Source organism: Caballeronia sp. INML2, assembly GCF_023631365.1.
GTDB classification, from domain to species: domain Bacteria; phylum Pseudomonadota; class Gammaproteobacteria; order Burkholderiales; family Burkholderiaceae; genus Caballeronia; species Caballeronia turbans.
Window position 1 is genome coordinate 92,609 of the sequence record NZ_JALQDH010000017.1, and the last position, 23,858, is coordinate 116,466.

A 23,858-nucleotide genomic window follows, 5' to 3' on the forward strand; every position below is an offset into this window, starting at 1 on the left:
TCTTTCCTTTGGTCTGGCCGGGAAGGCCGTGTATATGAGGGCGATCCTACGAAGAGCAACTGACTTCGAGGTCGCTCGCCCAGTTGGGCGGCAGGCCGGCATAGGCCTCATAGTGGGGCTGTTCGTCGTACGGATGGCGCAGTACGTCCAGCAGGCGCTCCACTTCTGAAAAGTCCTTCTCGGCCGCGCGGCGGATCGCCTGTTCCGCCAGATGATTGCGCAGCACGTATTTCGGATTCACGCGATTCATGGCCTCGGCGCGTGCGGCGTCGTCGCGCGGCTCGTGCGCCAGGCGCTCGCGATACTGCGCGGCCCACGCATCGAACGCGGCGCGGTCGAGGAACAGATCGCGCACGGGTGCGTCGTGGCTCGCGTCCGATTTCGAAAGCTTCGACAAGTTACGGAACGTGAGCGTGAAGTCCGTGCGGTTCGCATGCATGATTTCGAAGAGGCCGTTGGCGAGCTTGTCGTCGCCGTCGCGCTCGATACCGAGCCCGAGCTTCGCGCGCATCTTAGCGACGAGCGCGGGCCCGAAACGATCCTTGTATCGCTCCATCACTTTCTGCGCTTCTTCGACCACGCGCTCGGCGCGTCCTTCCTCCGGCAGGTTCTCGCCGAAGAGCGGGACGAGCGCCTGCGCGAGACAGAAGAGGTTCCAGTACGCCACTTGCGGCTGGCGGCCATAGGAATAGCGGCCCTGCGTATCCGAGTGATTGCAGATGTGATGCGCGTTGAAGGCGTCCATGAAACCGAACGGGCCGTAGTCGATCGTGAGGCCGAGAATCGACATGTTGTCGGTGTTCATCACGCCGTGGCAGAAGCCGACGCCTTGCCATTGCGCCATGAGATCGGCGGTGGAGCGCACGGCTTCGCCGAGCAGCGCGAGGTAGGGATCGTCGGCGTCGCGGCAATGCGGATGGAAACGGTCGATCACGTGATCGGCGAGCGTCCTCAGATGGTCGATGCGATCGTTCGCATAAAAGTGCTCGAAATGGCCGAAGCGCACGAAGCTCGGCGACACGCGCGTGACGATCGCCGCCGTTTCGATGGTCTCGCGGCGCACCGGCAGATCCGAGCCGATGACGGTTAGCGCGCGCGTCGTCGGAATGCCGAGATGGTGCATCGCTTCCGAGCACAGAAACTCGCGGATCGAGGAACGCAGCACTGCGCGGCCGTCGCCCATGCGCGAGTAGGGCGTGCGTCCCGCGCCCTTCAACTGCACTTCGAGGCGCTCGCCGGCGCTGACTTCGCCTAGCGTGAGCGCGCGGCCGTCGCCCAGTTGACCCGCCCACACGCCGAACTGGTGACCCGAATACACGGCGGCATAGGGCAGCAATTCGCCCGGCCAGTCGCGCGTCGGATTGCCGGCGAAGTATGCGGCGAATTCATTTGATTCGGCGCCGGTGGCGACGATCGGATCGAAACCGAGCGATTCGGCCATCTCGCGCGAAAGCCCGACGAGATACGGATCGGGCACCGGGGCGGCGGGAAGACGCGTGAGAAACGCGTTGCCGAGCGCAGCGAACGAACCAGGTTCACCGACTCGAATCGCGCCGGCGATTTCGCTCATGGAACGCGCCTCGGCGGGCGTCTCGTCGCGCGCCGCGCGCACGGCATTGCTTGGGGAAAACGACATATTGAGCGCCTCTGAGTTAAACGATATTGTAATTCCGCGCCCACGGGCCTGCACGAGCGCGGCCCGGCCATCCGACCAGCATTCGACAGATTCGAGGACCCTGCCTATGACGTCGCCGCTTTACGGCCAGATGATGGAAGTACCGCTGCTCGCGTCGTCCCTGCTGTCCCATGCCTCGCGTCACTTCGGCGACAACGAAATCGTGTCGCGCCGCATCGAAGGCGACATCCACCGCTACACGTACCGCGATTGCGAGAAACGCGCGAAGCAGCTTGCGCAGGCACTGACCGCGCTCGGCGTCGAACAGGGAGAGCGCATCGGCACGCTCGCATGGAACGGCTACAGACATCTGGAGTGCTACTACGGCGTGAGCGGCATGGGCGCCGTGTGCCACACGATCAATCCGCGTCTCTTTCCCGATCAGATCGCGTTCATCATCGATCACGCCGACGATTCATATGTCTGCTTCGACATGACCTTCGGCCCGCTCGTCGAGCTCATCGCGCCGCAATGTCCGAACGTGAAAGGCTGGATCGCGCTCGGCGATGCCGCGTGCATCGGCCAGCATCTATCGAACATGAGCGTGCCGGTGATGAGCTACGAGAGCCTCATCGGCGAGCACGACGGCGACTACGAATGGCCGGTGCTCGACGAGCGTCAGGCCTCGTTTCTCTGCTACACGTCGGGCACGACCGGCAATCCGAAGGGCGCGCTTTACTCGCATCGCTCGACAGTGTTGCATGCGTACGGCGCGGCGTTGCCCGATGCGATGGGCGCGTCATCGAGCGATTCGATTCTGCCCGTGGTGCCGATGTTCCATGTCAACGCGTGGGGCATTCCGCATGCGGGGCCGCTCGTCGGTGCAAAACTCGTGTTCCCGGGCAAGGACCTCGACGGCAAATCGCTCTACGAACTGATGGAAGCCGAAGGCGTCACGTATTCGGCGGGCGTGCCGACCGTCTGGATGGGCCTGCTCAACTACATGAAGCAACAGAACCTGCGGTTTTCGACGTTGAAGCGCACGGTGATCGGCGGCTCCGCGTGTCCGCCCGCGATGCTGCGCATCTTCGAGGAAGAGTACGGCGTGCAGGTGATCCACGCGTGGGGCATGACGGAGATGTCACCGCTCGGCACCTTGTCACGCCTGAGTTTCAAGCAGAAGCAGCGCCCGCTCGAGGAGCAGCGGCGTTCGCTGGAGAAACAGGGACACACGCTCTTTGGCGTCGACATGAAGGTGGTCGGCGACGACGGCCGCGAACTGCCGTGGGACGGCAAGTCCTTCGGCGATCTGTACGTGCGCGGACCGTGGGTCATCGACCGCTATTTTCGTCGTGACGAGTCGCCGCTCGTCGACGGCTGGTTCCCGACAGGCGATGTCGCGACCATCGATCCGGACGGCTTCATGCAGATCACCGATCGCAGCAAGGACGTGATCAAGTCCGGCGGCGAATGGATCAGCTCGATCGATCTGGAAAACATCGCGGTGTCGCATCCGCAGGTGGCGGAGGCCGCGTGCATCGCGTGCGCGCATCCGAAGTGGACCGAGCGGCCGCTGATCGTGGCGGTCCTCAAGCCCGGCGCCACCGTCACGCGCGAGGAGCTGCTCGCGCATTTCGAGGGCAAGGTTGCTAAGTGGTGGATTCCGGACGATGTCGTGTTCGCCGAGGATCTGCCGCACACCGCGACGGGCAAGCTCCAGAAAGTGCGTCTGCGCGAGCAGTTTCGCGACTACGTGCTGCCGAACGCCGCAGAAAACTCCGTTTAGGCCGCCCGCGCGCATCAAAGCCCCGTCCGCTCTCGCGGTACCGGGGCTTTCTGCATTAGCGCCTCGCAAAGCACACGTTCACCTTAATTGGACGATCGTGCTTTTTTGTGTATTCTGCGGGCATCAACCACAATTCATCCGGTATCCGTCGACAGGAGTCACCTTCATGGCAGTGGACTACACGATCCGCGGCGGCGTCGCCGTCATCACGCTCGACAATCCGCCGGTGAACGGGCTCGGACATTCGACGCGCCTTGGCATCGTCGAAGGCATCGAGCGCGCGAACGATGACGACGACGTGCGCGCCATCGTCCTCATCGGCGCGGGCAAGGCATTTTCAGGCGGCGCGGACATCACCGAATTCAACACGCCGAAAGCCACGCAAGAGCCGACACTCATGACCGTGATCAAGGCGCTGGAAGCGAGCGCGAAGCCCGTGGTCGCGGCGATCCACGCGGTGGCGATGGGCGGCGGCCTCGAGCTCGCGCTCGGCGCGCACTACCGCATCGCCGCGCCCGGCGCGCAAATCGCGCTGCCGGAAGTGAAGCTCGGCCTGCTGCCCGGCGCGGGCGGCACGCAGCGTCTGCCGCGCATCGTCGGGCTGGAGACGGCGTTGAACATGATCGTGTCGGGCACACCGGTGCCGTCGGAACAACTCGCGCGAACCGCGCTCTTCGACGAGCTCGTCGAAGGCGATCTGCTGGCGCGCGCGCTGTCGTTCGCGAGTCAGGCGGCGGACCGGGGCGGTCCGCACCCGAAAGTGCGCGACCGCAACATCGAGCATCCGAACGCCGAAGGTTTCATTCAGTTCGCAAGGAACGGCGTTGCGGCGGCCGCGAAGCATTTCCCGGCGCCGCACAAGTGCATCGATGCGGTCGAAAGGGGCGTGAAGGAAGGCTTCGAGCGTGGCCTCGCCTTCGAACGCGAATGCTTTCTCGCACTCGTTCAGACACCCGAGAGCCGCGCGCTGCGGCATGCGTTCTTCGGCGAGCGCGCAGCCGCCAAGATCGCCGATGTGCCGTCGAATACGCCTGTCAGGGAAATCGCGCAAATCGGCGTGATCGGCGCGGGCACGATGGGCGGCGGCATCGCGATGAACTTCCTCAATGCGGGCCTGCCCGTCGTGCTGCTCGAAACGAAGCAGGACGCGATCGATCGCGGGCTCGCCACGATCCGTCGCAACTATGAAGCCCAGGTGAAAAAGGGCAAGCTCACGCAGGAGAAAGTCGAAGAGCGCATGGCGCTGATTCAGCCGACTTTGTCGTTCTCCGATCTGGCGCAGGCAGACCTGATCATCGAAGCCGTCTTCGAGGAGTTGAGCGTGAAGGAGCAGGTGTTCCGCCAGCTCGATGAAGTCGCCAAGCCCGGCGCGATCCTCGCATCGAACACATCGACGCTCGATCTGAACAAGATCGCCTCGTTCACCAAACGTCCCGGCGATGTCATCGGGATGCACTTCTTCAGCCCTGCGAACGTGATGAAGCTGCTCGAAGTCGTGCGCGGCGAGAAGACGGACAAGGACGTGCTCGCCACCGTCATGCAGCTCGCGAAGAAGATCAAAAAGACGGCGGTGGTGTCTGGCGTGTGCGACGGCTTCATCGGCAACCGGATGATCGAGCAGTACATCCGGCAAGCGCTTTTCATGCTGGAAGAAGGCGCGCTGCCCGCGCAGATCGATCGTGCGATAGAAAATTTCGGCTTTGCGATGGGCCCGTTTCGCATGAGCGATCTGGCGGGCAACGACATCGGCTGGGCGATCAGAAAGCGCCGCTATCGGGAGCAGCCGGATCTGCACTATTCGCGCGTCGCGGATCGCCTGTGCGAAATGGGCCGCTTCGGGCAGAAGACCGGCGCGGGCTGGTACGACTATCAGCCGGGCAAGCGCGACGCGGCGCCATCGAAGCTCGTCGACGACATGATCGTTGCGTATTCGAAGGAACGTGGCGTCGAGCGACGCAAGTTCGGCGATGAAGAGATCGTCGAGCGGCTCGTGCTGTCGCTCGTGAACGAAGGCGCGAAGATTCTCGCGGAAGGCATCGCCGGCAAGGCGTCGGATATCGATATGGTCTATCTGACGGGCTACGGCTTTCCGCTCTGGCGCGGCGGGCCGATGCTCTATGCGGACACCATCGGCCTCTATAACGTCGAACGCGCGATGCGCAAGTACGCGAAGCAGACCAACGGCGATGCGTGGCAACCCGCCGCGCTCGTGACGGCGCTCGCGCAATCGAATGGCCACTTCAATGACTGAGATGAAACCCGTTGAAGATGTATTCCTCGTCGTCGACGTGCAGTACGACTTCATGCCGGGCGGCGCGCTTGCCGTCGCGCGCGGCGATGAAGTCGTGCCGGTCGTCAATCGGCTTGCCCCCGCGTTCTCGCACGTTGTGCTGACGCAGGACTGGCATCCGCGCGCGCATGTGTCGTTCGCGGCGAATCACGCGGGCCGTCAACCGTTCGAGACGATGACGCTGCCTTACGGCGAACAGGTGTTGTGGCCGGTCCATTGCGTGCAGGACACGCAAGGCGCGGCGCTGCATCGCGATCTGCACGTGCCGCATGCCCGGCTCGTGATTCGCAAGGGACATCACGAACATGTCGACAGCTACTCGGCGTTTCTCGAAGCGGACCGCGCGACGCCAACGGGCCTCGAAGGCTATCTGCGCAACGTCGGCGCGAAGCGCGTCTGGCTCGCGGGACTCGCGACCGACTATTGCGTCGCGTGGTCCGCGCTCGACGCGCGCGCGGCGGGCTTCGAGGTGATCGTGATCGAGGACGCGTGCCGCGCGATCGATCTCGAGGGCTCGCTCGACAAGGCATGGCAGGACATGCGCGACGCCGGCGTACAACGTGTGAAGTCGGCAGACATACTCAATTAAAGCAAGGGAGACGACATGACCGATGCAGTCATCGTATCGACGGCGCGCACCGCGCTCGCCAAATCATGGCGCGGCGCGCTCAACATGACTCACGGCGCGACGCTCGGCGGCCATGTGACGAAGGCCGTCGTCGAACGCGCGGGCATCGATCCGGCGCGCGTCGAAGACGTCATCATGGGCTGCGCGAATCCCGAAGGCGCGACCGGCATGAACATCGCGCGGCAGATCGCCCTGCGCGCGGGGCTGCCCGTCTTCGTGCCCGGCATGACGGTGAACCGTTTCTGCTCGTCGGGCTTGCAGACGATCGCGCTCGCCGCGCAGCGCGTGATCGCGGGCGAGGGCGATGTCTACGTCGCGGGCGGCGTCGAATCGATCTCGTGCGTGCAGAACGAAATGAACCGTCACATGCTGACCGATGGCTGGCTGAACCAGAACAAGCCCGAGATCTACTGGTCGATGCTGCAAACCGCCGAGAACGTCGCGAAGCGCTACGAAATAGCGAAGGCGCGGCAGGACGAATACGGCGTGCGTTCGCAGCAGCGCGCGGCGGCGGCACAAGCCGCAGGCAGATTCGACGATGAAATCGTGCCGATCACCGTGCTCGCCGGCATCGCCGACAAGGCCACGGGGCGCATGTTCACGAAGGAAGTGACGCTCGCCGCCGACGAAGGCATCCGCGCCGGCACGACGCTCCAAGGCGTGTCTGACATCCGGACCGCGCTGCCGGGCGGCGTCATCACCGCGGGCAACGCGAGCCAGTTTTCGGACGGCGCATCGGCGTGCGTCGTGATGAACGCGACGCTCGCCGAGAAGGAGGGGCTTGTCCCGCTCGGCATCTTCCGCGGTTTCGCGGTCGCGGGCTGCGAGCCGGACGAGATGGGTATCGGTCCGGTCTTCGCGGTGCCGAAGCTGCTGAAACGCGCGGGCTTGTCCGTCGACGATATCGGCCTGTGGGAGTTGAACGAAGCGTTCGCCGTGCAGGTGCTCTATTGCCGCGACAAGCTGGGCATTCCGGACGACCGTCTGAACGTGAACGGCGGCGCGATCGCGGTCGGGCATCCGTATGGCGTCTCGGGCGCGCGTCTGACGGGACACGCGCTCATCGAAGGCAAGCGGCGCGGCGCGAAGTTCGTCGTGGTCACGATGTGCATTGGCGGCGGACAGGGCGCGGCGGGGCTGTTCGAAATCGTGTGACGGTTGCGCGTCCTTCGCCGCATGGCGATTTTTGCTACGCTTCAGGTCTCGTTCGACAACAGGAGCCGCCGTGCTACGTCACATCGTCATGTGGAAGCTGAAGGAAAATGCCGAGGGCGCGAGCCGCGCCGAGAACGCCGAAAAACTGAAGGCGAAGCTCGAAACCTGCCGCAGCATCGTCAAGGGGCAAGGACATTTCGAAGTCGGCACCGCGCAGCCGGGTTTCGATTGCACGTACGACGTCGTGCTCGTCTCGGACTTCGACGACAAGGCCGCGCTCGAAGCCTATCAGGTTCATCCGAAGCATCAGGCGTTGAAGGACTTCGTCGCGGCGATCCGCGAAGACCGGCAGTGCGTCGACTACGAAGTGTGAGCGCGATGTCCTCTTCCGAACCATCCGCCGGCAACGTCTCAATCGAAAGCCCCTTCATCGACGCCCTCGGCGTGCAGCTCGTCAAGGCCGCCGACGGCGAGAGCGAAGTGCGCATGCCGCTTCAGGAAGCGCACATGAACACCTGGGGCATCGCGCACGGCGGCGTCACGATGACCCTGCTCGACGCATCGCTTGCGCTCGCCGCGCGCAGCGTCGCGGGCGACGGCATCGGGGTCGTCACCGTCGAGATGAAAGTCAACTTCATGCAGCCCGGCCGCGGCGAACTGCGCGGCTATGGCCGCGTGCTGCATCGCTCGACGACGATGGCCTATTGCGAAGGCGAGATCCGCGACAGCGAGGGTCACTTCGTCGCGAAGGCGCTCGGCACGTTCAAGTACATGAAGCGGCTCGCGGTCGGACGCGACATCGTCAGGCAGAAGATGCGATCCGATCCGAAGGCGACGCCCGGTCCGAGCGACGCCTGAGTCGTCAAAAAAATACGAAGGAGAATCCGCATGGCAGATGCACAAATCAACCGCCAGATCCTGCTCGTGTCGCGTCCGCAAGGCGAGGCGTCGGTGTCGAATTTCAAGCTGGTCGAAACGCCGCTCGCGCCGCTGCAGGACGGCGAGGTGCGCGTGCGCAATCACTATCTGTCGCTCGATCCGTACATGCGCGGCCGCATGGACGATGCGAAATCGTATGCCGCGCCGCAGCCGCTCAACGAAGTGATGATCGGCGGCACCGTGGGCGTCGTGAGCGAATCGCGCAATCCGGCGTTCGCGGTGGGCGATAGCGTCGTCGGCGTGCTCGGCTGGCAGGAATACGGCACGTCCGATGGCCGCGGCCTGAACAAGGTCGATGCGTCGCGTGTGCCGCTGTCCGCGTATCTCGGCGCGGTCGGCATGCCGGGCGTCACGGCGTGGTACGGGCTCAATCGCATCATCGAGCCGAAAGCGGGCGAGACGGTCGTCGTCTCCGCGGCGAGCGGCGCGGTGGGCAGCGTCGTCGGGCAACTGGCGAAGGCGGCGGGATGCCGTGCGGTGGGCATCGCGGGCGGCGCGGAAAAGTGTCGCTATGTCGTCGAGACGCTCGGCTTCGATGCGTGCGTCGACTACAAGGCGGGCAGGCTCTACGAGGATCTGAAGGCCGCGACGCCGAATGGCGTGGATGGCTACTTCGAAAACGTCGGCGGCGAAACGCTCAACGCCGTGCTCGCGCGCATGAACGCGTTCGGGCGCGTCGCCGTGTGCGGAATGATCTCCGGTTACGACGGCAAGCCCATGCCGATGAACGCGCCCAGACTCATCCTCACCCAGCGGCTCAAGCTGCAGGGCTTCATCGTCTACGAACATCTGGATGTCTGGCCGCAAGCGCTGAAGGAGCTCGCCGAGCGCGTCGCGACGAAAAAGCTGCATTTTCGCGAGAGCATCGCCGAAGGGCTGGAGAATGCGCCCGAGGCGTTCCTCGGCCTCTTGCGCGGAAAGAACTTCGGCAAGCAACTCGTGAAGCTCGTCTGATCGCGAAGGAACGCACGTGGATCGTTTCGAAGGCAAGGTCGCCGTCATCACCGGCGCGGGCAGCGGATTCGGGCGCGAGTTCGCGAAGGAGGGCGCGGCGCTCGGCATGAAGCTCGTGCTCGCCGATCTCGACGCCGCCGCGCTCGCCGCGACCGTCGACGCGGTGCGCGTCCAAGGCGGCGACGCGATCGGCGTCACGACGGACGTATCGGACGCCGCTCAGGTCGAAGCGCTTGCGCGCGCATCGCTCGATGCGTACGGCGGCGTGCATCTGCTCTTCAACAACGCGGGCGTCGGCGCGGGCGGCTTCGTGTGGGAGAACAGCCCGAACGACTGGCAGTGGGTCTTCGGCGTGAACGTGATGGGCGTCGCGAACGGGCTGCGCGCGTTCGTGCCGATCATGCTCGAACAGAACGAGCCGGCGCATATCGTCAACACGGCGTCCGTGGCGGGCCTGCTCGCCGCGCCCGCCATGGGCGTCTACAACGCATCGAAGCACGCGGTCGTCGCGCTGACCGAGACGCTGCATCACGACTTGCGGCTCGCGGGCGCGTCGCTGATCGGTGTGTCGCTCCTGTGTCCCGCGTTCGTGCCGACCGGCATTGCCCGGGCCGAACGCTCTCGGCCCGAGGCGCTCGCCAACGAAACGCCTCTTACGGCATCGCAAAAGCTCGCGGCGCGGCAGCTCACGAGGGCGGTGGAAGGCGGCAAGCTGTCCGCGCGCGACGTCGCCCTGCTGACGTTCGATGCGGTGCGCGAAGGGCGCTTCTATGTCATCACGCATCCGAACATCATGCCGTCGGTGCGACTGCGCCTCGACGACATCGCGCAACTGCGCAACCCGACCGACCCGATGTCGCTGAAACGACCGCGCTGATGCCGCGCGGTTCGTGGCATCATCGTGCCCCTTTGACGCTCATACCGCCGATGCCGCTCAATCCGAAGATCGCGCAAATCCTGGAGATGGTCGCGCGCGCGAATCGACCGCCTTATCACACACTCACGCCGCAACAGGCGCGCGCCGCCTACGCGATGAGCGCGCAGATCCTCGACATCGCGCCGCTGCCGATGTTCAGCGTCGAAGATCTGTTCATTCCCGTGCGCGATGGCGAAACGATCGGTGTGCGCATCTATCATCCGGTCGAGCCGGGCTGGGCCGAGCCCGTCGCGGGGCTCATGTATCTGCATGGCGGCGGGTTCACGGTCGGCAGCGTGTCGACGCATGACGCGCTGTGCCGCAAGCTCGCGCACGACGCGGGCTGCGCGGTGGTATCGGTCGATTACCGGCTCGCGCCGGAGCACAAGTTTCCCGTCGCGGTGAACGACGCCTTCGACGCGCTGCAATGGCTCGCCCGTGAAGCGCCGACGCTCGGCATCGATCCCGCGCGGCTCGCCGTCGGCGGCGACAGCGCGGGCGGCACGCTCGCAATCGTATGCGCGGTGCTCGCGCGCGATGCCGGCATTGATTTGCGGCTGCAATTGCTGATTTATCCGGGCACGAGTGCGTGGCAGAAGAGCGCCTCGCATGCGCGGTTCGCCGATGGCTATCTGCTTTCCGGCGAGACGATCCAGTGGTTTTTTGCGCAATATCTGCGCGACGACCGCGACCGCGACGACTGGCGCTTCGCGCCGCTCGATGCGGCGGGCGGCGTGCCCGACTTCACGGGCGTCGCGTCCGCCTGGATCGCAGCGGCGGATCACGATCCGCTGTACGACGAGGACATCGCATTTGCCGCCACGCTCGAAAAGGCTGGCGTGCCGGTCACGCTCACGCGCCATGAAGGCATGATTCACGAGTTCTTCAAGATCGGCGGATTCGTGCCGGAAGTCGCCGAGGCGCACGCGCAAGCGGTGAGGGCGTTGCGGGCGGCGTTCGAGTGATGCGCTCAGCCTTCGATCTCGAACGCAAACGCCCGCTCGAACGCCCCCGGCCGCACGATCCGATGCGAGCCGTCATCGTCGCTCCGTTCCTTGATTTCCAGCGATAACCCGCGCGCCGACAGGTTCACGCGCAAAGCCGTCGTGCTGCGCGTCGCGTAATCGGGCGTTTCGATGAACGCCGCCGACAGCACGCGCTCCCGCTCGATCGAAATGCCCGTCGACGGCAAATGCTCGTCGTTCGCGATGCGCGGATCGCGCAATGTGCCGATGAGCACGTCGAGCGACGGGCGTTCATCGGCGTGAATCAGCTCGCACAGCGCCTCGCGCTGCGCGACGAGCTTGGGCCACGGCGTGTTTAACAGACTGTTGGACAAGCCGTGCACGCCTGCGTCGAGCAACGAAGGCGGTGCATCGGCGCGATTGCCGTACCAGCCGAGCTCGCGTCGCGTGAAATCACCGCACAGCAGGTTGAAGCCGTTATATCGATGACCTTCGCGCGCCACGTGCTGCAAATAGTCGAGCGGCGCCACACGCTCGCCCGTGAGAAACGCGCTCACGAGCGTGCCGCGCGTCGGCGCGTTCGGCTTCATGTCGTCCGGCGCGCGATAGTTCGTCAGCGCCGCAAAACGGCCGTCGCGCGAGACGCCGAGCCACGTTCCTCCGCCCGTCAGATCGCGACCCGCGAGGACACCGGGCGCATCGTTCCACCAGTGCATCGGCTCGGCGTCGCGGCGCAGGAATTCGTCGCGGTTGGCCGAGAGCGTCAGCAAGGCGCGGCTGTTTTCCTGCGAAGCCGCCGGCTGCCAGTCGAAGACGATCAGACACATGCGGGCGCAACCTCAGGCGTCGGCGGGAAAAGCGTAGGGCAGCGGCACGAAACCGAGCGTGGGGCCATCGGCCGCGCCGACGTGCACCGAGCCGTTTTCGAGCGCGGCGAGCTTGATCTCGACGAGACAATCCACGCCGCCTTTTTCGCCAGGCGCCACGTTGACGACGAGCCCGCACGGCTGGCCGGGATCGTCGGAATGGAAGAGTTCGGCGCCGGGCAGGACGGCATCGGTGCGCGTGTCGACGTGGGCGAGCGCCGTGCGACGCTTGATCGTGCCGCGATACTGGCTGCGCGCGACGATCTCCTGTCCCGGATAGCAGCCTTTCTTGAAGTTCACCGCGCCGAGCACGTCGAAGTTCACCATTTGCGGGACGAACTGCTCGACCGTCGCGTGCGTGATGCGCGGCTCGCCCGCGTGGATGTCGAGCCAGTCCCACATCTGCTCGGGCACGCGTGTCAGTTTTTCGTCGAGCTTCGCGACTTGCGCCTCGACATCGGCCTTCGCTCCGACCCACAGAAAGCGCGGCCGATGCGCGGCATCCGGCACCCGGATCAGCGAGCCGTGCGGGCCTTCGACCTTCACGTGCACACCGTCGGGCAGCGCATCGAAAATGCCGGAGAGCGCCGCGCGCACGTCGCCCGCGAAGGCGATCGCCGCCACTTCGGACGTCGCGTCGGTGAGCTTCGCCTTCGAGCGCAGCACGAACATCGACAGGCGTTTCTGCACGGCGGCCTGCACGTCCCGCGCGATCAGGAGGCGCACCGCATCGGCCGTGCGCCACATCAGGAACGAGCCGAGCAGGCGACCCTTCGGCGAGCAGTAGCCGGCGAGGCGCGCGGTCGACGCATCGAGATGCTGGACATCGTTCGTGATCTGGTTATGCAGGAACGAGGCGGCGTCCTCGCCCTTGACGTCGATCACGCCGAACTTGGTGAGCGGCATGTACGCGCCGGCGGTCCTGACGGCTTCGAAGTCTGAGGGGGCGAGGGCGATGGTCTGGGAATTCATGAGCGGGCGGGCTGTCAATCCTATCGTTTGGGCGCAAGCCGCAGAAAGCGGCTCTGACGCAGGTGGCAAGTTATTATATTGGTCTTATCTCAAGCGTGTTTCGCATGTCCCTTTTCAAGAAATGCGTCGTGGCGGCGGTGTTCGTCGCGATGCTCGCGGCGGCCGTCGCGGGCGGCCTCTACTGGTGGGCCAACCGGCCCCTGACCCTGCCGACGCCCGAACTCGACGTCACCATCAAGCCCCACAGCAGCCTGCGCAGCGTGAGCGCCCAGTTGAACCGTGGCGGCGTGCCCGTCGAACCCGAATTGTTCGTGCTGATGACGCGCGTGCTCGGGCTGTCCGCGCAGTTGAAGTCAGGCAATTACGCGTTCAAGAGCGGCATCACGCCTTACGAGGTGCTGGAGAAGATCGCGCGCGGCGACGTGAACGAATATGTCGCGACCGTCATCGAAGGATGGACGCTGCAAAAGATGCGCGGCGAGCTCGACAGCAACCCCGCGCTCACGCACGACACGGCGGGCATGACCGACACCGACCTGCTGCGGGCGATCGGCGCGACCGAAGTCGACAAGGCATCGGCCGAAGGTCTGTTCTTCCCTGACACCTATCTCTTCGACAAGGGCACGAGCGATCTCGCCGTCTACAAGCGCGCGTATCGGCTGATGCAGGCGCGCCTCACCGAAGCGTGGAACACGCGCGCGCAGAATCTGCCTTACAAGACGCCTTATGAGGCGCTCATCATGGCGTCGATCGTCGAAAAGGAGACGGGACGCGCCTCGGACCGGCCGCTCGTCGCGGCGGTGTTCGCGAACCGGTTGCGTATCGGCATGCCGCTGCAGACCGACCCGAGCGTGATCTACGGCCTCGGCCCTGCCTACGGCGGCAAACTCAGGAAAAAAGACCTGCAGACGGACACTCCGTACAATACCTACACGCGCATGGGCCTGCCGCCGACGCCGATCGCGCTGCCCGGCGTGGCCGCATTGAATGCCACGCTCAATCCCGCCGCGAGTAACGCGCTGTATTTCGTGTCGCGCGGCGACGGCAGCAGCATCTTTTCCGACAATCTGGGCGACCACAACAAGGCCGTCGACAAATACATCCGGGGTCAATGAATGGCGCGCGGCAAGTTCATTACGTTCGAAGGCATCGACGGCGCGGGCAAGACCACGCATCTGGACTGGTTCCGCCAGCGCCTCGAAGCGAAACTGGAGCCGGGGGGACATCGTGTGGCGATGACGCGGGAACCGGGCGGCACGCCGCTCGGCGAAACGCTGCGCGGCATCCTGCTGAATCAGCCGATGGATCTCGAAACCGAAGCGCTGCTGATGTTCGCCGCGCGCCGCGAACATCTGGCGCAGGTGATCGAGCCGGCACTTTCGCGCGGCGACTGGGTGTTGTCGGACCGTTTCACGGACGCGACTTTCGCGTATCAGGGCGGCGGACGCGGCCTGCCGCGGGACAAGCTGGAAGCGCTGGAGCGCTGGGTGCAGGGTGGTTTTCAGCCCGACCTGACCGTGCTTTTCGATGTGTCGACCGACACCGCGAGCCAGCGCCGCTCGGCGGCCCGGGCGCCGGACAAGTTCGAGAGCGAATCGGAGGCGTTTTTCGAGCGCACGCGCAACGAGTATCTGCGCCGCGCGGAGGAGTCGCCGCAGCGATTTTTCATCGTCGATTCGACCCGGTCCATCGACGATATTCGGAAAGAACTTCAAGAAGTCCTTGCAAGCCTCTGATTTGATATAGAAACATACTGATGATCTACCCCTGGCAAACCGACGACTGGCAGCGTCTCCAGCAATTGCGCGCGCACTGGCCGCCTGCGCTGTTGCTTCACGGAGAAGCGGGCATCGGCAAGCTCCGGTTCGCGCAGCATCTCGCGCAGGGACTGCTTTGCGAGACGCCCGCGGCAAATGGCGAGCCGTGTGGCGCTTGCCCGGCATGTCTGTGGTTTTCGCAAGGCAATCATCCCGACTACCGGGCGGTGCTGCCTGAAGCGCTTGCAGGCCTCGCTGCCGGCAACGGCGACGCAGCGGAAGCATCCGCCGACAAAGCCGATGGCGACGAAGGCAAGAAGACCCGCACGCCGAGCAAGGAAATCAAGATCGAGCAGGTGCGCGCGCTGCTGGACTTTTGCGGTGTCGGCTCCCATCGGGGCGGCATGCGCGTCGTGGTGCTGTATCCGGCCGAAGCGCTCAACGTCGCGGCGGCGAATGCGTTGCTGAAGACGCTCGAAGAGCCGCCATCGGGCGTGGTGTTTCTGATGGTGTCGGCGCGCGTGGACCGGCTGCTGCCGACCATCATCAGCCGATGCCGTCAATGGCCGATGAGCGTGCCGCCGCAAAACGAGGCGAGCGCGTGGCTCGCGTCGCAGGGCGTGGACAACCCGGCGGAACTGCTCGCGCAGGCAGGCGGCGCGCCGCTTGCCGCGCTCGCGCTGGCCAACGACGAAAACCACGCGTTGCGCGATTTCACACTCGCACAACTTGCCGCCGGCCCGAATTGCGACGCCTTCGCCTGCGGAGAAAACCTCCAGAAGCTGCCGGTGCCGCTCGTGCTCGGCTGGCTGCAACGCTGGCTGTACGATCTGCTTGCCGAGCGCACGGCGCGCCGGCCGCGCTATTTTCCCGGCGCGGCGAAAGCGCTCGCGCGTTGCGCGCAAAGCGCCGATCCCGCCGCGCTCGCGCGCTACATGAAGACCGTCACGCGGCAGCGCGCGGTGGAAAATCACCCGCTCAATGCGCGCCTCGTGTTCGAGGAGCTGTTCATCGGCTACCGCGCGATCTATACGGCCTGAGCGCAGCACCTGCATTAAGGAGCACCGGATGTTCGTCGATTCACATTGCCACATCAACTTCGAAGGACTCGCCGACCGTCTGCCCGACGTGCTCGACAAGATGCGCACGCGCGCGGTGACGCATGCGCTGTGCGTATCGGTCGATCTGGAAACGCTGCCTTCGGTCCTCGAAATCGCCGAAAAGCACGACAACGTGTACGCGTCCGTCGGCGTGCATCCGGATCACGAGGAGGCGAAGGAGCCGAGCGTCGCGGAACTCGTCGAACTGGCCGCGCACCCGAAGGTTTGCGCGATCGGCGAGACCGGGCTCGACTACTATCGTCTGGAAGGGCGCAGCATCGCCGACATGGAATGGCAGCGCGAGCGTTTTCGCACGCATATCCGGGCCGCGCACAAGACGGGCAAGGCGCTCATCATCCACACGCGCTCGTCGTCGGATGACACGCTGCGGATCATGGAGGAAGAGCGCGCCGGCGTGCCGGGCGGCGTGATGCATTGCTTCACGGAACCGTGGGAGATCGCGGAACGGGCGCTCGCACAGAACTTCCACATTTCGCTGTCCGGCATCGTCACGTTCAAGAACGCGAAGGATGTGCAGGACGTTGCGCGCCGCGTGCCGCTCGAGCGCCTGCTCATCGAGACCGATTCCCCATATCTCGCGCCGGTGCCGTATCGCGGCAAGCCGAACGAACCTGCGTACGTGAGTTATGTCGGACGTTTCATCGCGCAGTTGCGCGAGCAGCCGGAAGAAGCCATCGCGCAGGCAACCACCGACAACTTCTTCCGGCTCTTCAAGATCGCGCGGCCAGCCTGAGGGCGGCCGGCCGGCCGCGCGAACAACCTGTTTCAAGGCAATCCGAAGGTCACTTATGAACAATTCCCCGATGGTTTCCACCCAGTCCGTGGCGAGCGAGCCAAACGTTTCCCGTGCACCCGATTCACATCACGCACGCAATCCGCGAAAAAGCGCGGCCGTGCGCGGCCTCGTCGCCGGTGCGCTCCTCGCAGCGTGCGCAATTGCGCAGCCGGTCTGGGCCGCATCCGTGGACTCGCTCATCAAGGCGGTCAAGTTCGACGACGTATCCGCCGTCAAGAAGCAGCTCGCGCAGGGCGCGGACCCGAATACGGTCGACAACACGGGCACGCCGATCATCGTGATCGCCGCGCGCGAGAAGTCCGACAAGGTCGGCCAGCTGCTCGCCGACAACCCGAAGACGGATCTGGAAAAGCTCGACCCGGCCGGCGAAAACGCGATGATGCTCGCCGCGCTCAACGGCGACGCGACCTTCGTGAACCTGCTGATCGCAAAGGATGCCGAAGTGAACAAGAAGGGCTGGACGCCTTTGCACTACGCAGCGACCAACGGCCATGACGACATCGTGAAGATACTGGTCGACCATTCCGCCTATATCGACGCCGGTTCGCCCAATGGCACGACGCCGCTCATGATGGCCGCGCGCGGCGGTCATCTTTCGACCTGCAAGCTGCTGCTCGACGAAGGCGCGGATCTGCGCGTGAAGAACCAGCTCGGCCTGACGGCGGTCGACTTCGCCCGCAAGTACAACGAGAAGGACGTCGCCGAAGGCCTGCAGGCGCGTCTGGATTCGATGCCGCAAGGCGGCGGCGCTCCGCAAAGCGGCTCAAACGGTGCAAAATAACGCAGCGCGACAGTCAAGCTCCGGGGCAGGCGCGGCCAGGCGCGGCCGCGCATCGCCCCGAACCGATTGCCCCATTCAAGCCGCCGCTCACCATAAAAGGAAGACCATGCTGCGGGAATTCGTCCTCGCCTGTGCTCTCGCGACGCCCGTCTGCGCGTTTGCGTTTACCGGCAACGATCTGAACAAGCTCTGCACCAAAACGGATCCCAACTCGCGGACTGCCTGCGCGGCCTATATCGAAGGCGCGGCGGACGGCATCTACAACACGATCGAGGCGATCGGCGGAACCTCCGGGCCGCAGATCGGCCAGTACTTCTGCCTGCCGGCGGACGTGAAGCCGCAGCAGCTTACGGACGCGGTGCGCAAGTACATCGCCAATAATCCCGACAAGGCCGATTTCAACGCGACCACGATGGTCTCGCTCGGCCTCGGCAAGGCGTTCCCTTGCAAAGCGGAGCGCTGAACGTCTTTTGACGCCGGGACGCCAGCGCGCGTCCCGGCGTCGTGCTTGCCGGCGCGACATGCGCCACGGCCGCGCCCGGGCGGCCACCGCGGCTGCATTTCGCGGCATCCCGCATCCGTGCGATGCGACCGCCGTATCCACCTCGCTGCTTCCACTTTCACGAGGCTGATCCCGCGACGCTCATGCTCTCATTCGATCACTTCCTGAACCTCGCAGAACGGCCGCTCGGCACGTGGCCCGGCGCCCTCGTCGTGGCCGCCATCGCGGTGGCGGTCGCGGTGGGCGTGCATCGGATCGGCGCGCGCATCCTCACGCGCATCGCGCGGCCGTATCCGCTGATGAGCGTCGTTCTGCGCTACGTCGACACGCCCGCGCTCGTCCTGCTCATCATCCTCGGAATCGGTTTCATGATCTTCGAGGCGCCCGATACGCTGCCGTTCATCGGCGTGCTGCGCGATGTCGAAACCGTCGCGCTGATCGGCGCGCTCACGTTCCTCGCGGCGCGCTCCGCAGGCGCGGTGGGCGAGGCGATCGTGCAGGCGCATCCGCTCGACACCGACGACAATCTCAACGCCCGCCGCATCCACACGCAGGCGCGCGTGCTCGCGCGCTCGGTGATGGTGGTGATCGTGATCATCGGCTTCGGCGCGGCGCTGATGGCGTTTCCGAGCGTAAGGCAGATCGGCGCGAGCCTGCTGGCGTCGGCGGGCGTTGCCGGTCTCGTCGCCGGTATCGCGGCGCGGCCGGTGCTCGGCAACCTGATCGCGGGATTGCAGATCGCGCTGTCGCAGCCGATTCGCCTCGACGATGTCGTCGTGATTCAGGGCGAATGGGGGCGCGTCGAGGAGATCACCGGCACGTACGTGTCGATTCGCATCTGGGACCAGCGACGCCTCATCGTGCCGTTACAGTGGTTCATCGAGAATCCGTTCACGAACTGGACGCGCAACAGCTCGCAGATCATCGGCACGGTGTTTTTGTTCGTCGATTACCGGATGCCGATCGCGCCGCTGCGCGAGGAACTGGAGCGCATCCTCGCACACGCGCCGGAATGGGACGGCCGCGTGCAGGTGCTGCAAGTCACCGACGCCACCGACCGCGCGATGCAGCTTCGCGTGCTCGTCAGTTCCTTCGATTCGGCACTCAACTGGGACTTGCGCTGCCGCGTGCGCGAAGGGCTCGTGAACTTCGTGCAGGCCGCGTATCCGCAGTATCTGCCACGCGCGCGCGCGGATTTGTCGACAGACCGGGAACATCACGTCGACTTCGCGCCGCCGCTCGATCGCGCGGCCACGACGCATGTCGGCAGCACGGCAAACACGCCCGCCGATCCGGTCGCGAGCCGCGGTGAGCCGACCGGCCCGGACCCTCGCGCGCATTCGTCGGCGTCCACCGCGCCGGCGCCTGCCGGAAAGCACTGACGGCATCGACAGGAAACCCGCACCGCATTTTCCAGTCGAAAATTTCGGGTTTATCCTGAACAAGAAAATTTCGAAGAGGACAAGGAAAGCATATGAGCCGTCTCGTCGTCGTATCCAACCGGGTCGCCACGCCGACCGAAACCAAGGGCTCCGCGGGCGGCCTCGCCGTCGGCGTCTTCGGCGCGCTGAAGGACAGTGGCGGCGTCTGGTTCGGCTGGAGCGGGGACGTGGTGAGCGAAACCGTCGCCAATCAGGGGCCGAAGCTCGAACAGGACGGCGCGGTGACCTTCGCGACCGTCGGCCTGCCGAAGAAGGACTACGACCAGTATTACCGCGGCTTCTCCAACGCGATGCTGTGGCCGGTCTTTCACTATCGCAACGATCTCGCCGTCTACGACCGCGATGAATACGCCGGCTACCGGCGCGTGAACGCTTGGCTCGCGCACAAGCTCATCAAGCTGCTCGAGCCCGACGACATCATCTGGGTTCACGACTATCACCTGATCCCGTTCGCCGAGGCGCTGCGCTCGGCGGGCATCACCAATCGCACCGGCTTCTTCCTGCATATCCCGTTTCCGTCGCCGCAGATTTTCCTGAACATTCCGCCGCACGAGGAACTGGTCAAGTCGCTGTGCTGCTATGACGTGGTCGGCTTTCAGACCGAGCGGGACCGCGTCGCGTTTCACGACTACATCATCCGGCATGCGCACGGCACCGCGACGCCCGACGGCCACGTCGAAGCGTTCGGCAGGAAGCTCAGGACGAACGTGTATCGCATCGGCGTTTTTCCGGACGAAATCGCCGAACAGGCCGAACGCGGCGAAGCGCGCCAGGACGTGATGGATCTGAAGCAGAGCCTCGAAGGCCGCAAGCTCATCATGAGCGTCGACCGGCTCGATTACTCGAAAGGGCTCGTCGAGCGTTTCCGCGCGTTCGAGCATTTTCTGGAGAAGTCGCCCGAGTGGCGCGGCAACGTCACGCTCGTGCAGATCGCGCCGCCGACGCGCTCGGACGTCGAAACGTATCAGCAGATCCGGCAGAACCTGGAGTACGAAGCGGGGCGTATCAACGGGCGCTATTCAGGCCTCGACTACACGCCGATACGCTATCTCAACCAGCGTTACGACCGATGGAAACTGATGTCGCTCTTTCGCGAATCGCAGATCGGGCTCGTCACGCCGCTGCGCGACGGCATGAATCTCGTCGCGAAGGAATACATCGCCGCGCAGAATCCGGACGATCCCGGCGTGCTCGTGCTCTCGCAGTTCGCCGGCGCCGCTGACGAAATGACCGGCGCGGTGATGGTCAATCCACACGACATCGTCGGCATGAGCGAGGCGATCGGGCGCGCGCTCGCGATGCCGCTCGCCGAGCGCAAGCAGCGCTACGAAACCAACATGACCGCGTTGCGCAAGCACGATCTGGGCGTGTGGCGCGACGACTTTCTCGCGGATCTGCGCGGCGACGCCAAAGCGTAACCGTCGCGCGAAACGGATGTTTCGCGCCTGTAACAGAGCGATGAAAGTGCAAGAGACGCCACGGGCGGTCGGCATCGCGCTCAATATGGTGTGCATCGCGCAGGCGACTGCCGGCGCGTGACAGGCACGGGCGGACAACGCGAGACGGAATTACGCGTAAGGGCAAACCTTGTTGGCCGACCTTTCGGCGCGCTGTCATACTCGATGCGCGCCGGGCCGGTACGACGTCCGTGCTGCACGCCGATATCCGCATGGAGACGACAACGATGAGAATTGCCCAGATTGCTCCGCTGACCGAGTCGGTGCCGCCGAAACTGTATGGCGGAACCGAGCGCGTCGTGTCGTACCTCACCGAGGCGCTCGTCGAGCTCGGTCATGACGTCACGCTTTTCGCCACCGGCGATTCGCAGACCAGCGCCAACCTGGAACCCGTCTGGCCGCGTGCGTTGCGGCTCGATCCGGCGATCCGCGACCGCATCGCGCCTCACATGCTGCTGATGGAGCTCGTGCGCCGCCGCGCCGAAGAGTTCGACGTCCTGCACTTCCACATGGACTATTACTCGTTCTCGCTCTTCAAGCGCCAGGACACGCCGTTCGTGACGACCATGCACGGCCGTCTCGATCTTCCCGAGCAGCAGCCGGTGTTCGATACGTTCAATACGGCGCCGGTGATTTCCATTTCCGATGCGCAGCGTCATCCGCTGCCGCAGGCGAAGTGGATCAGCACGGTCTATCACGGCCTGCCGGAGACGCTCTATACGCCGCAGCCGGTGGAGCAGAAGTACCTGGCGTTCCTCGGACGCATCTCGCCGGAAAAGCGTGTCGATACGGCCATTCGCATCGCGGGCCGCTGCGGTTTGCCGATCAAGATCGCCGCCAAGGTCGATTTCGCCGATCACGAGTATTTCGAGCGCGAAATCGCACCGCTTCTCAAGTTGCCGTATGTCGAGTACGTCGGCGAGATCAACGACAGTCAGAAGGCCGAATTTCTGTCGGGCGCCCATGCGCTCCTGTTCCCGATCGACTGGCCGGAGCCCTTCGGGCTCGTGATGATCGAAGCGATGGCGTGCGGCACGCCTGTCATCGCGTTCAATCGAGGCTCGGTGCCGGAAGTGCTGGATGAAGGCGTCTCGGGGTTCATCGTGGAGGATGAAATCGGCGCGGTGGCTGCGGTGAATCGCCTGCACACCTTGTCGCGCGAGCGCGTGCGCGCGCGCTTCGAGGAGCGCTTCACGTCGCATCGCATGGCCCGGCAGTATCTCGAGGCATATCAGGCCGTGGTGCGCGCGCAAAAGCGTGCGCGCTTCAAGGTGATCGACCGCGCGACGAGCCCCTGATCGTTCGAAAAGACGTAAAAAAAACCGCCGTGTGGTGCGACCCGAAGGTCGCGCCAGAGGGCGGTTTTGCATTCGCCGCGAGGAAGGCGGCGCGCGCTCAGTATTTGATGCGCGAAATCTTGGTGCCTTGCAGCGAGACATCGGCCATCAGGCCGGCGTTGGTCAGGACGATCACCTCGACAGGCTTCGTGGCCGTGGTCGTGTCGATCGCGCCGTTCGCGCCCATCTTCACCAGCGCCACCGATGCATCCGCGCCCGCCGACCAGCCGTCGGAATTGCGGAATTTGTCGAGTGCGTCCTGCGTCATGAACAGGAAGATCAGCGCCTTCGATTGCGCGCCCGCCTGCAGTCCGAAAGAGCCGGAAGTCGTGCTGTAATAGCCGACGCTGCTGCCGCCGACACGCAGCGCACCCTTGCCATATTGCGCGCCGACGATGAAGCCGGCCTGAAGCACTGACGGGAACACCAGCACGCCGCGCGCTTTCGCCACCAGTTCGCGCGAGCCGTTCACCGTGGCGTAGAGACGCTGGATGGTGCTGTCGACGTCGGCGTCGATGGAGCGCCGGTCATCGGCAGCGCCCGCAGCCGCTTCACTGCCGGTGTTCTTGTTTGTCGTACAGCCGGCAAGCGCGAGGCCTCCCAGCGCCAGAACGGCCGTCGACTTGAGCATGAAGTTTCGTCTTTGCATCATTGTTCTCCATCGTGGAATTTAGGAAACCCCATAGAGCGGGAGGGTGAGGCACGCCAAGTTATAGCACAGCAACCTGAAAAACGAGCCCCGATCCATGCGCCCAAAGCCTTGTCACGCTTGCGTTTCAGGCTCCGCAACATTCGGGGCAAACGTCCAGCCTAGCTTACTCCGAATCCGGCCCCATAACCGCCAACCGGTACGCTAAATTACATTCATCTTTCGATCGAAACCGCGTCTGCTAAAGGGTAGACGACGCTTCGACGAAACTGAATAGGGACCGGCGTTTTCGCCCGACACGCTCCTCAAGGTAAGCATAAATTTCGTGAAACGTCCTTAAGGTCGTACGAGAAAACCGCATGGAGAAGTAGCAACGACCGTACCTGGCCAACGCTTACGGATGGGTCGTCGTTTTTACCTCGGCGGACGCCGCCGCGTGTGTTCCTTGCGGGCGGCGCAGCGCGCGTCTGATGCCTCCGACCAGCATGCCGAGCACGAGCAGGAAAACAGCAGGCACTATCCAATAGCCGACGAACGCGTGCCACAGATAATCCGCGAGCGTCGCCTTGCGATGCGCATATTCGCCGAGCGCTTCCTGATGCTTCACCTCGGTGGCCGCGATGGCGTCTTCGGGACAGCCGGCGGCGCGGGCCTCGTCGGATGTCCCGTGACAGTGCGCGGCGGCGCCGGCGGCGCGTTGCGCGTCCGTCAGTTCCCAGGCGGAGAGCGCTTTCTGAAGATCGGCGTTGTTGTACGCCATCTCCTCGCGCACCTCACTGACCGCGACGATCAGCACCGGCACGAACCAGAACGTGATCGTCACGAGCCAGCGCCTGAACCAGCGGTTCTTATGTCTCCATGCCATCCGGATGCCTCCATGCGTGGCTTTCGCCTCGCTCGAAACGGCGGCGGCCGATGGCGTATTTCTTG

23 protein-coding genes are annotated in these 23,858 nt (G+C 64.7%); 18 read left to right on the forward strand and 5 right to left on the reverse strand.

Features of this window, described 5'->3' with window-relative positions:
• Positions 1 to 46 precede the first annotated feature (46 nt).
• Entirely contained in the window at positions 47 to 1,636 is a 1,590-nt protein-coding gene (locus NCT32_RS06900; RefSeq protein WP_061117361.1) for a YdiU family protein, read from the reverse strand.
• Positions 1,637 to 1,742: 106 nt separating this feature from the next.
• Here NCT32_RS06900 and NCT32_RS06905 point away from each other — a divergent pair, with 106 nt between their 5' ends.
• The 9 genes from NCT32_RS06905 (at position 1,743) to NCT32_RS06945 (ending at position 11,248) form a co-directional block, all read left to right on the forward strand.
• On the forward strand, positions 1,743 to 3,401 hold the full coding sequence (locus tag NCT32_RS06905; protein WP_061117360.1) for a 3-(methylthio)propionyl-CoA ligase: 1,659 nt from the start codon (positions 1,743 to 1,745) through the stop codon (positions 3,399 to 3,401).
• 166 nt (positions 3,402 to 3,567) lie between these two features.
• Positions 3,568 to 5,652: a 3-hydroxyacyl-CoA dehydrogenase NAD-binding domain-containing protein gene (locus tag NCT32_RS06910; RefSeq protein WP_061117359.1), complete on the forward strand. Its 2,085-nt coding sequence runs from the start codon at positions 3,568 to 3,570 to the stop codon at positions 5,650 to 5,652.
• Positions 5,645 to 6,280: a bifunctional nicotinamidase/pyrazinamidase gene (gene pncA / locus NCT32_RS06915; protein WP_409241523.1), complete on the forward strand. Its 636-nt coding sequence runs from the start codon at positions 5,645 to 5,647 to the stop codon at positions 6,278 to 6,280. The genes NCT32_RS06910 and pncA overlap by 8 nt, the downstream gene beginning before the upstream one ends.
• Before the next feature lie 15 nt (positions 6,281 to 6,295).
• Entirely contained in the window at positions 6,296 to 7,474 is a 1,179-nt protein-coding gene (locus tag NCT32_RS06920; protein ID WP_250490013.1) for an acetyl-CoA C-acyltransferase, read from the forward strand.
• 70 nt (positions 7,475 to 7,544) lie between these two features.
• A complete protein-coding gene (locus NCT32_RS06925; RefSeq protein WP_061117356.1) occupies positions 7,545 to 7,847 on the forward strand; it encodes a Dabb family protein in 303 nt (100 codons plus the stop codon).
• Positions 7,848 to 7,852: 5 nt separating this feature from the next.
• Positions 7,853 to 8,332: a PaaI family thioesterase gene (locus NCT32_RS06930; protein WP_061117355.1), complete on the forward strand. Its 480-nt coding sequence runs from the start codon at positions 7,853 to 7,855 to the stop codon at positions 8,330 to 8,332.
• A 30-nt stretch (positions 8,333 to 8,362) separates the two neighbouring features.
• The gene (locus NCT32_RS06935; RefSeq protein ID WP_061117354.1) at positions 8,363 to 9,367 is read left to right on the forward strand and encodes an NADP-dependent oxidoreductase; all 1,005 of its coding nucleotides are present in this window, start codon (positions 8,363 to 8,365) and stop codon (positions 9,365 to 9,367) included.
• 16 nt (positions 9,368 to 9,383) lie between these two features.
• Entirely contained in the window at positions 9,384 to 10,244 is an 861-nt protein-coding gene (locus NCT32_RS06940) for an SDR family oxidoreductase (protein WP_061117353.1), read from the forward strand.
• A 50-nt stretch (positions 10,245 to 10,294) separates the two neighbouring features.
• The gene (locus NCT32_RS06945; protein WP_061117352.1) at positions 10,295 to 11,248 is read left to right on the forward strand and encodes an alpha/beta hydrolase; all 954 of its coding nucleotides are present in this window, start codon (positions 10,295 to 10,297) and stop codon (positions 11,246 to 11,248) included.
• 5 nt (positions 11,249 to 11,253) lie between these two features.
• Here the strand turns inward: NCT32_RS06945 and NCT32_RS06950 are convergent, their stop codons facing one another.
• Positions 11,254 to 12,075 carry an NRDE family protein gene (locus NCT32_RS06950; protein ID WP_061117351.1) on the reverse strand — a complete coding sequence of 274 codons (822 nt, stop codon included), beginning with the start codon at positions 12,073 to 12,075 and terminating at the stop codon, positions 11,254 to 11,256.
• Between the two features lie 12 nt (positions 12,076 to 12,087).
• Positions 12,088 to 13,086, reverse strand: coding sequence for a folate-binding protein YgfZ (locus NCT32_RS06955; protein ID WP_061117350.1), 999 nt, complete (start codon positions 13,084 to 13,086; stop codon positions 12,088 to 12,090).
• A 104-nt stretch (positions 13,087 to 13,190) separates the two neighbouring features.
• Here NCT32_RS06955 and mltG point away from each other — a divergent pair, with 104 nt between their 5' ends.
• The 9 genes from mltG (at position 13,191) to NCT32_RS07000 (ending at position 22,240) form a co-directional block, all read left to right on the forward strand.
• On the forward strand, positions 13,191 to 14,201 hold the full coding sequence (gene mltG / locus NCT32_RS06960) for an endolytic transglycosylase MltG (protein ID WP_061117349.1): 1,011 nt from the start codon (positions 13,191 to 13,193) through the stop codon (positions 14,199 to 14,201).
• A complete protein-coding gene (tmk, locus tag NCT32_RS06965) occupies positions 14,202 to 14,822 on the forward strand; it encodes a dTMP kinase (RefSeq protein WP_061117348.1) in 621 nt (206 codons plus the stop codon).
• A 20-nt stretch (positions 14,823 to 14,842) separates the two neighbouring features.
• Positions 14,843 to 15,883, forward strand: a complete 1,041-nt coding sequence (locus tag NCT32_RS06970; RefSeq protein WP_061117347.1) for a DNA polymerase III subunit delta' — start codon at positions 14,843 to 14,845, stop codon at positions 15,881 to 15,883.
• A 28-nt stretch (positions 15,884 to 15,911) separates the two neighbouring features.
• Positions 15,912 to 16,697, forward strand: a complete 786-nt coding sequence (locus NCT32_RS06975; RefSeq protein ID WP_061117346.1) for a TatD family hydrolase — start codon at positions 15,912 to 15,914, stop codon at positions 16,695 to 16,697.
• 55 nt (positions 16,698 to 16,752) lie between these two features.
• Positions 16,753 to 17,541: an ankyrin repeat domain-containing protein gene (locus NCT32_RS06980; protein ID WP_250490014.1), complete on the forward strand. Its 789-nt coding sequence runs from the start codon at positions 16,753 to 16,755 to the stop codon at positions 17,539 to 17,541.
• Positions 17,542 to 17,647: 106 nt separating this feature from the next.
• A complete protein-coding gene (locus NCT32_RS06985; protein ID WP_061117345.1) occupies positions 17,648 to 18,004 on the forward strand; it encodes a Rap1a/Tai family immunity protein in 357 nt (118 codons plus the stop codon).
• 182 nt (positions 18,005 to 18,186) lie between these two features.
• The gene (locus NCT32_RS06990; protein WP_061117344.1) at positions 18,187 to 19,425 is read left to right on the forward strand and encodes a mechanosensitive ion channel family protein; all 1,239 of its coding nucleotides are present in this window, start codon (positions 18,187 to 18,189) and stop codon (positions 19,423 to 19,425) included.
• A gap of 92 nt (positions 19,426 to 19,517) precedes the next feature.
• Entirely contained in the window at positions 19,518 to 20,903 is a 1,386-nt protein-coding gene (gene otsA / locus NCT32_RS06995) for an alpha,alpha-trehalose-phosphate synthase (UDP-forming) (protein WP_061117343.1), read from the forward strand.
• 266 nt (positions 20,904 to 21,169) lie between these two features.
• Complete coding sequence (locus NCT32_RS07000) at positions 21,170 to 22,240, forward strand: glycosyltransferase family 4 protein (RefSeq protein ID WP_061117612.1); 1,071 nt, start codon at positions 21,170 to 21,172, stop codon at positions 22,238 to 22,240.
• 97 nt (positions 22,241 to 22,337) lie between these two features.
• Here the strand turns inward: NCT32_RS07000 and NCT32_RS07005 are convergent, their stop codons facing one another.
• Positions 22,338 to 22,928, reverse strand: a complete 591-nt coding sequence (locus NCT32_RS07005) for a YSC84-related protein (RefSeq protein ID WP_061117611.1) — start codon at positions 22,926 to 22,928, stop codon at positions 22,338 to 22,340.
• 394 nt (positions 22,929 to 23,322) lie between these two features.
• Complete coding sequence (locus NCT32_RS07010) at positions 23,323 to 23,793, reverse strand: hypothetical protein (RefSeq protein ID WP_061117342.1); 471 nt, start codon at positions 23,791 to 23,793, stop codon at positions 23,323 to 23,325.
• Between the last annotated feature and the right edge of the window lie 65 nt (positions 23,794 to 23,858).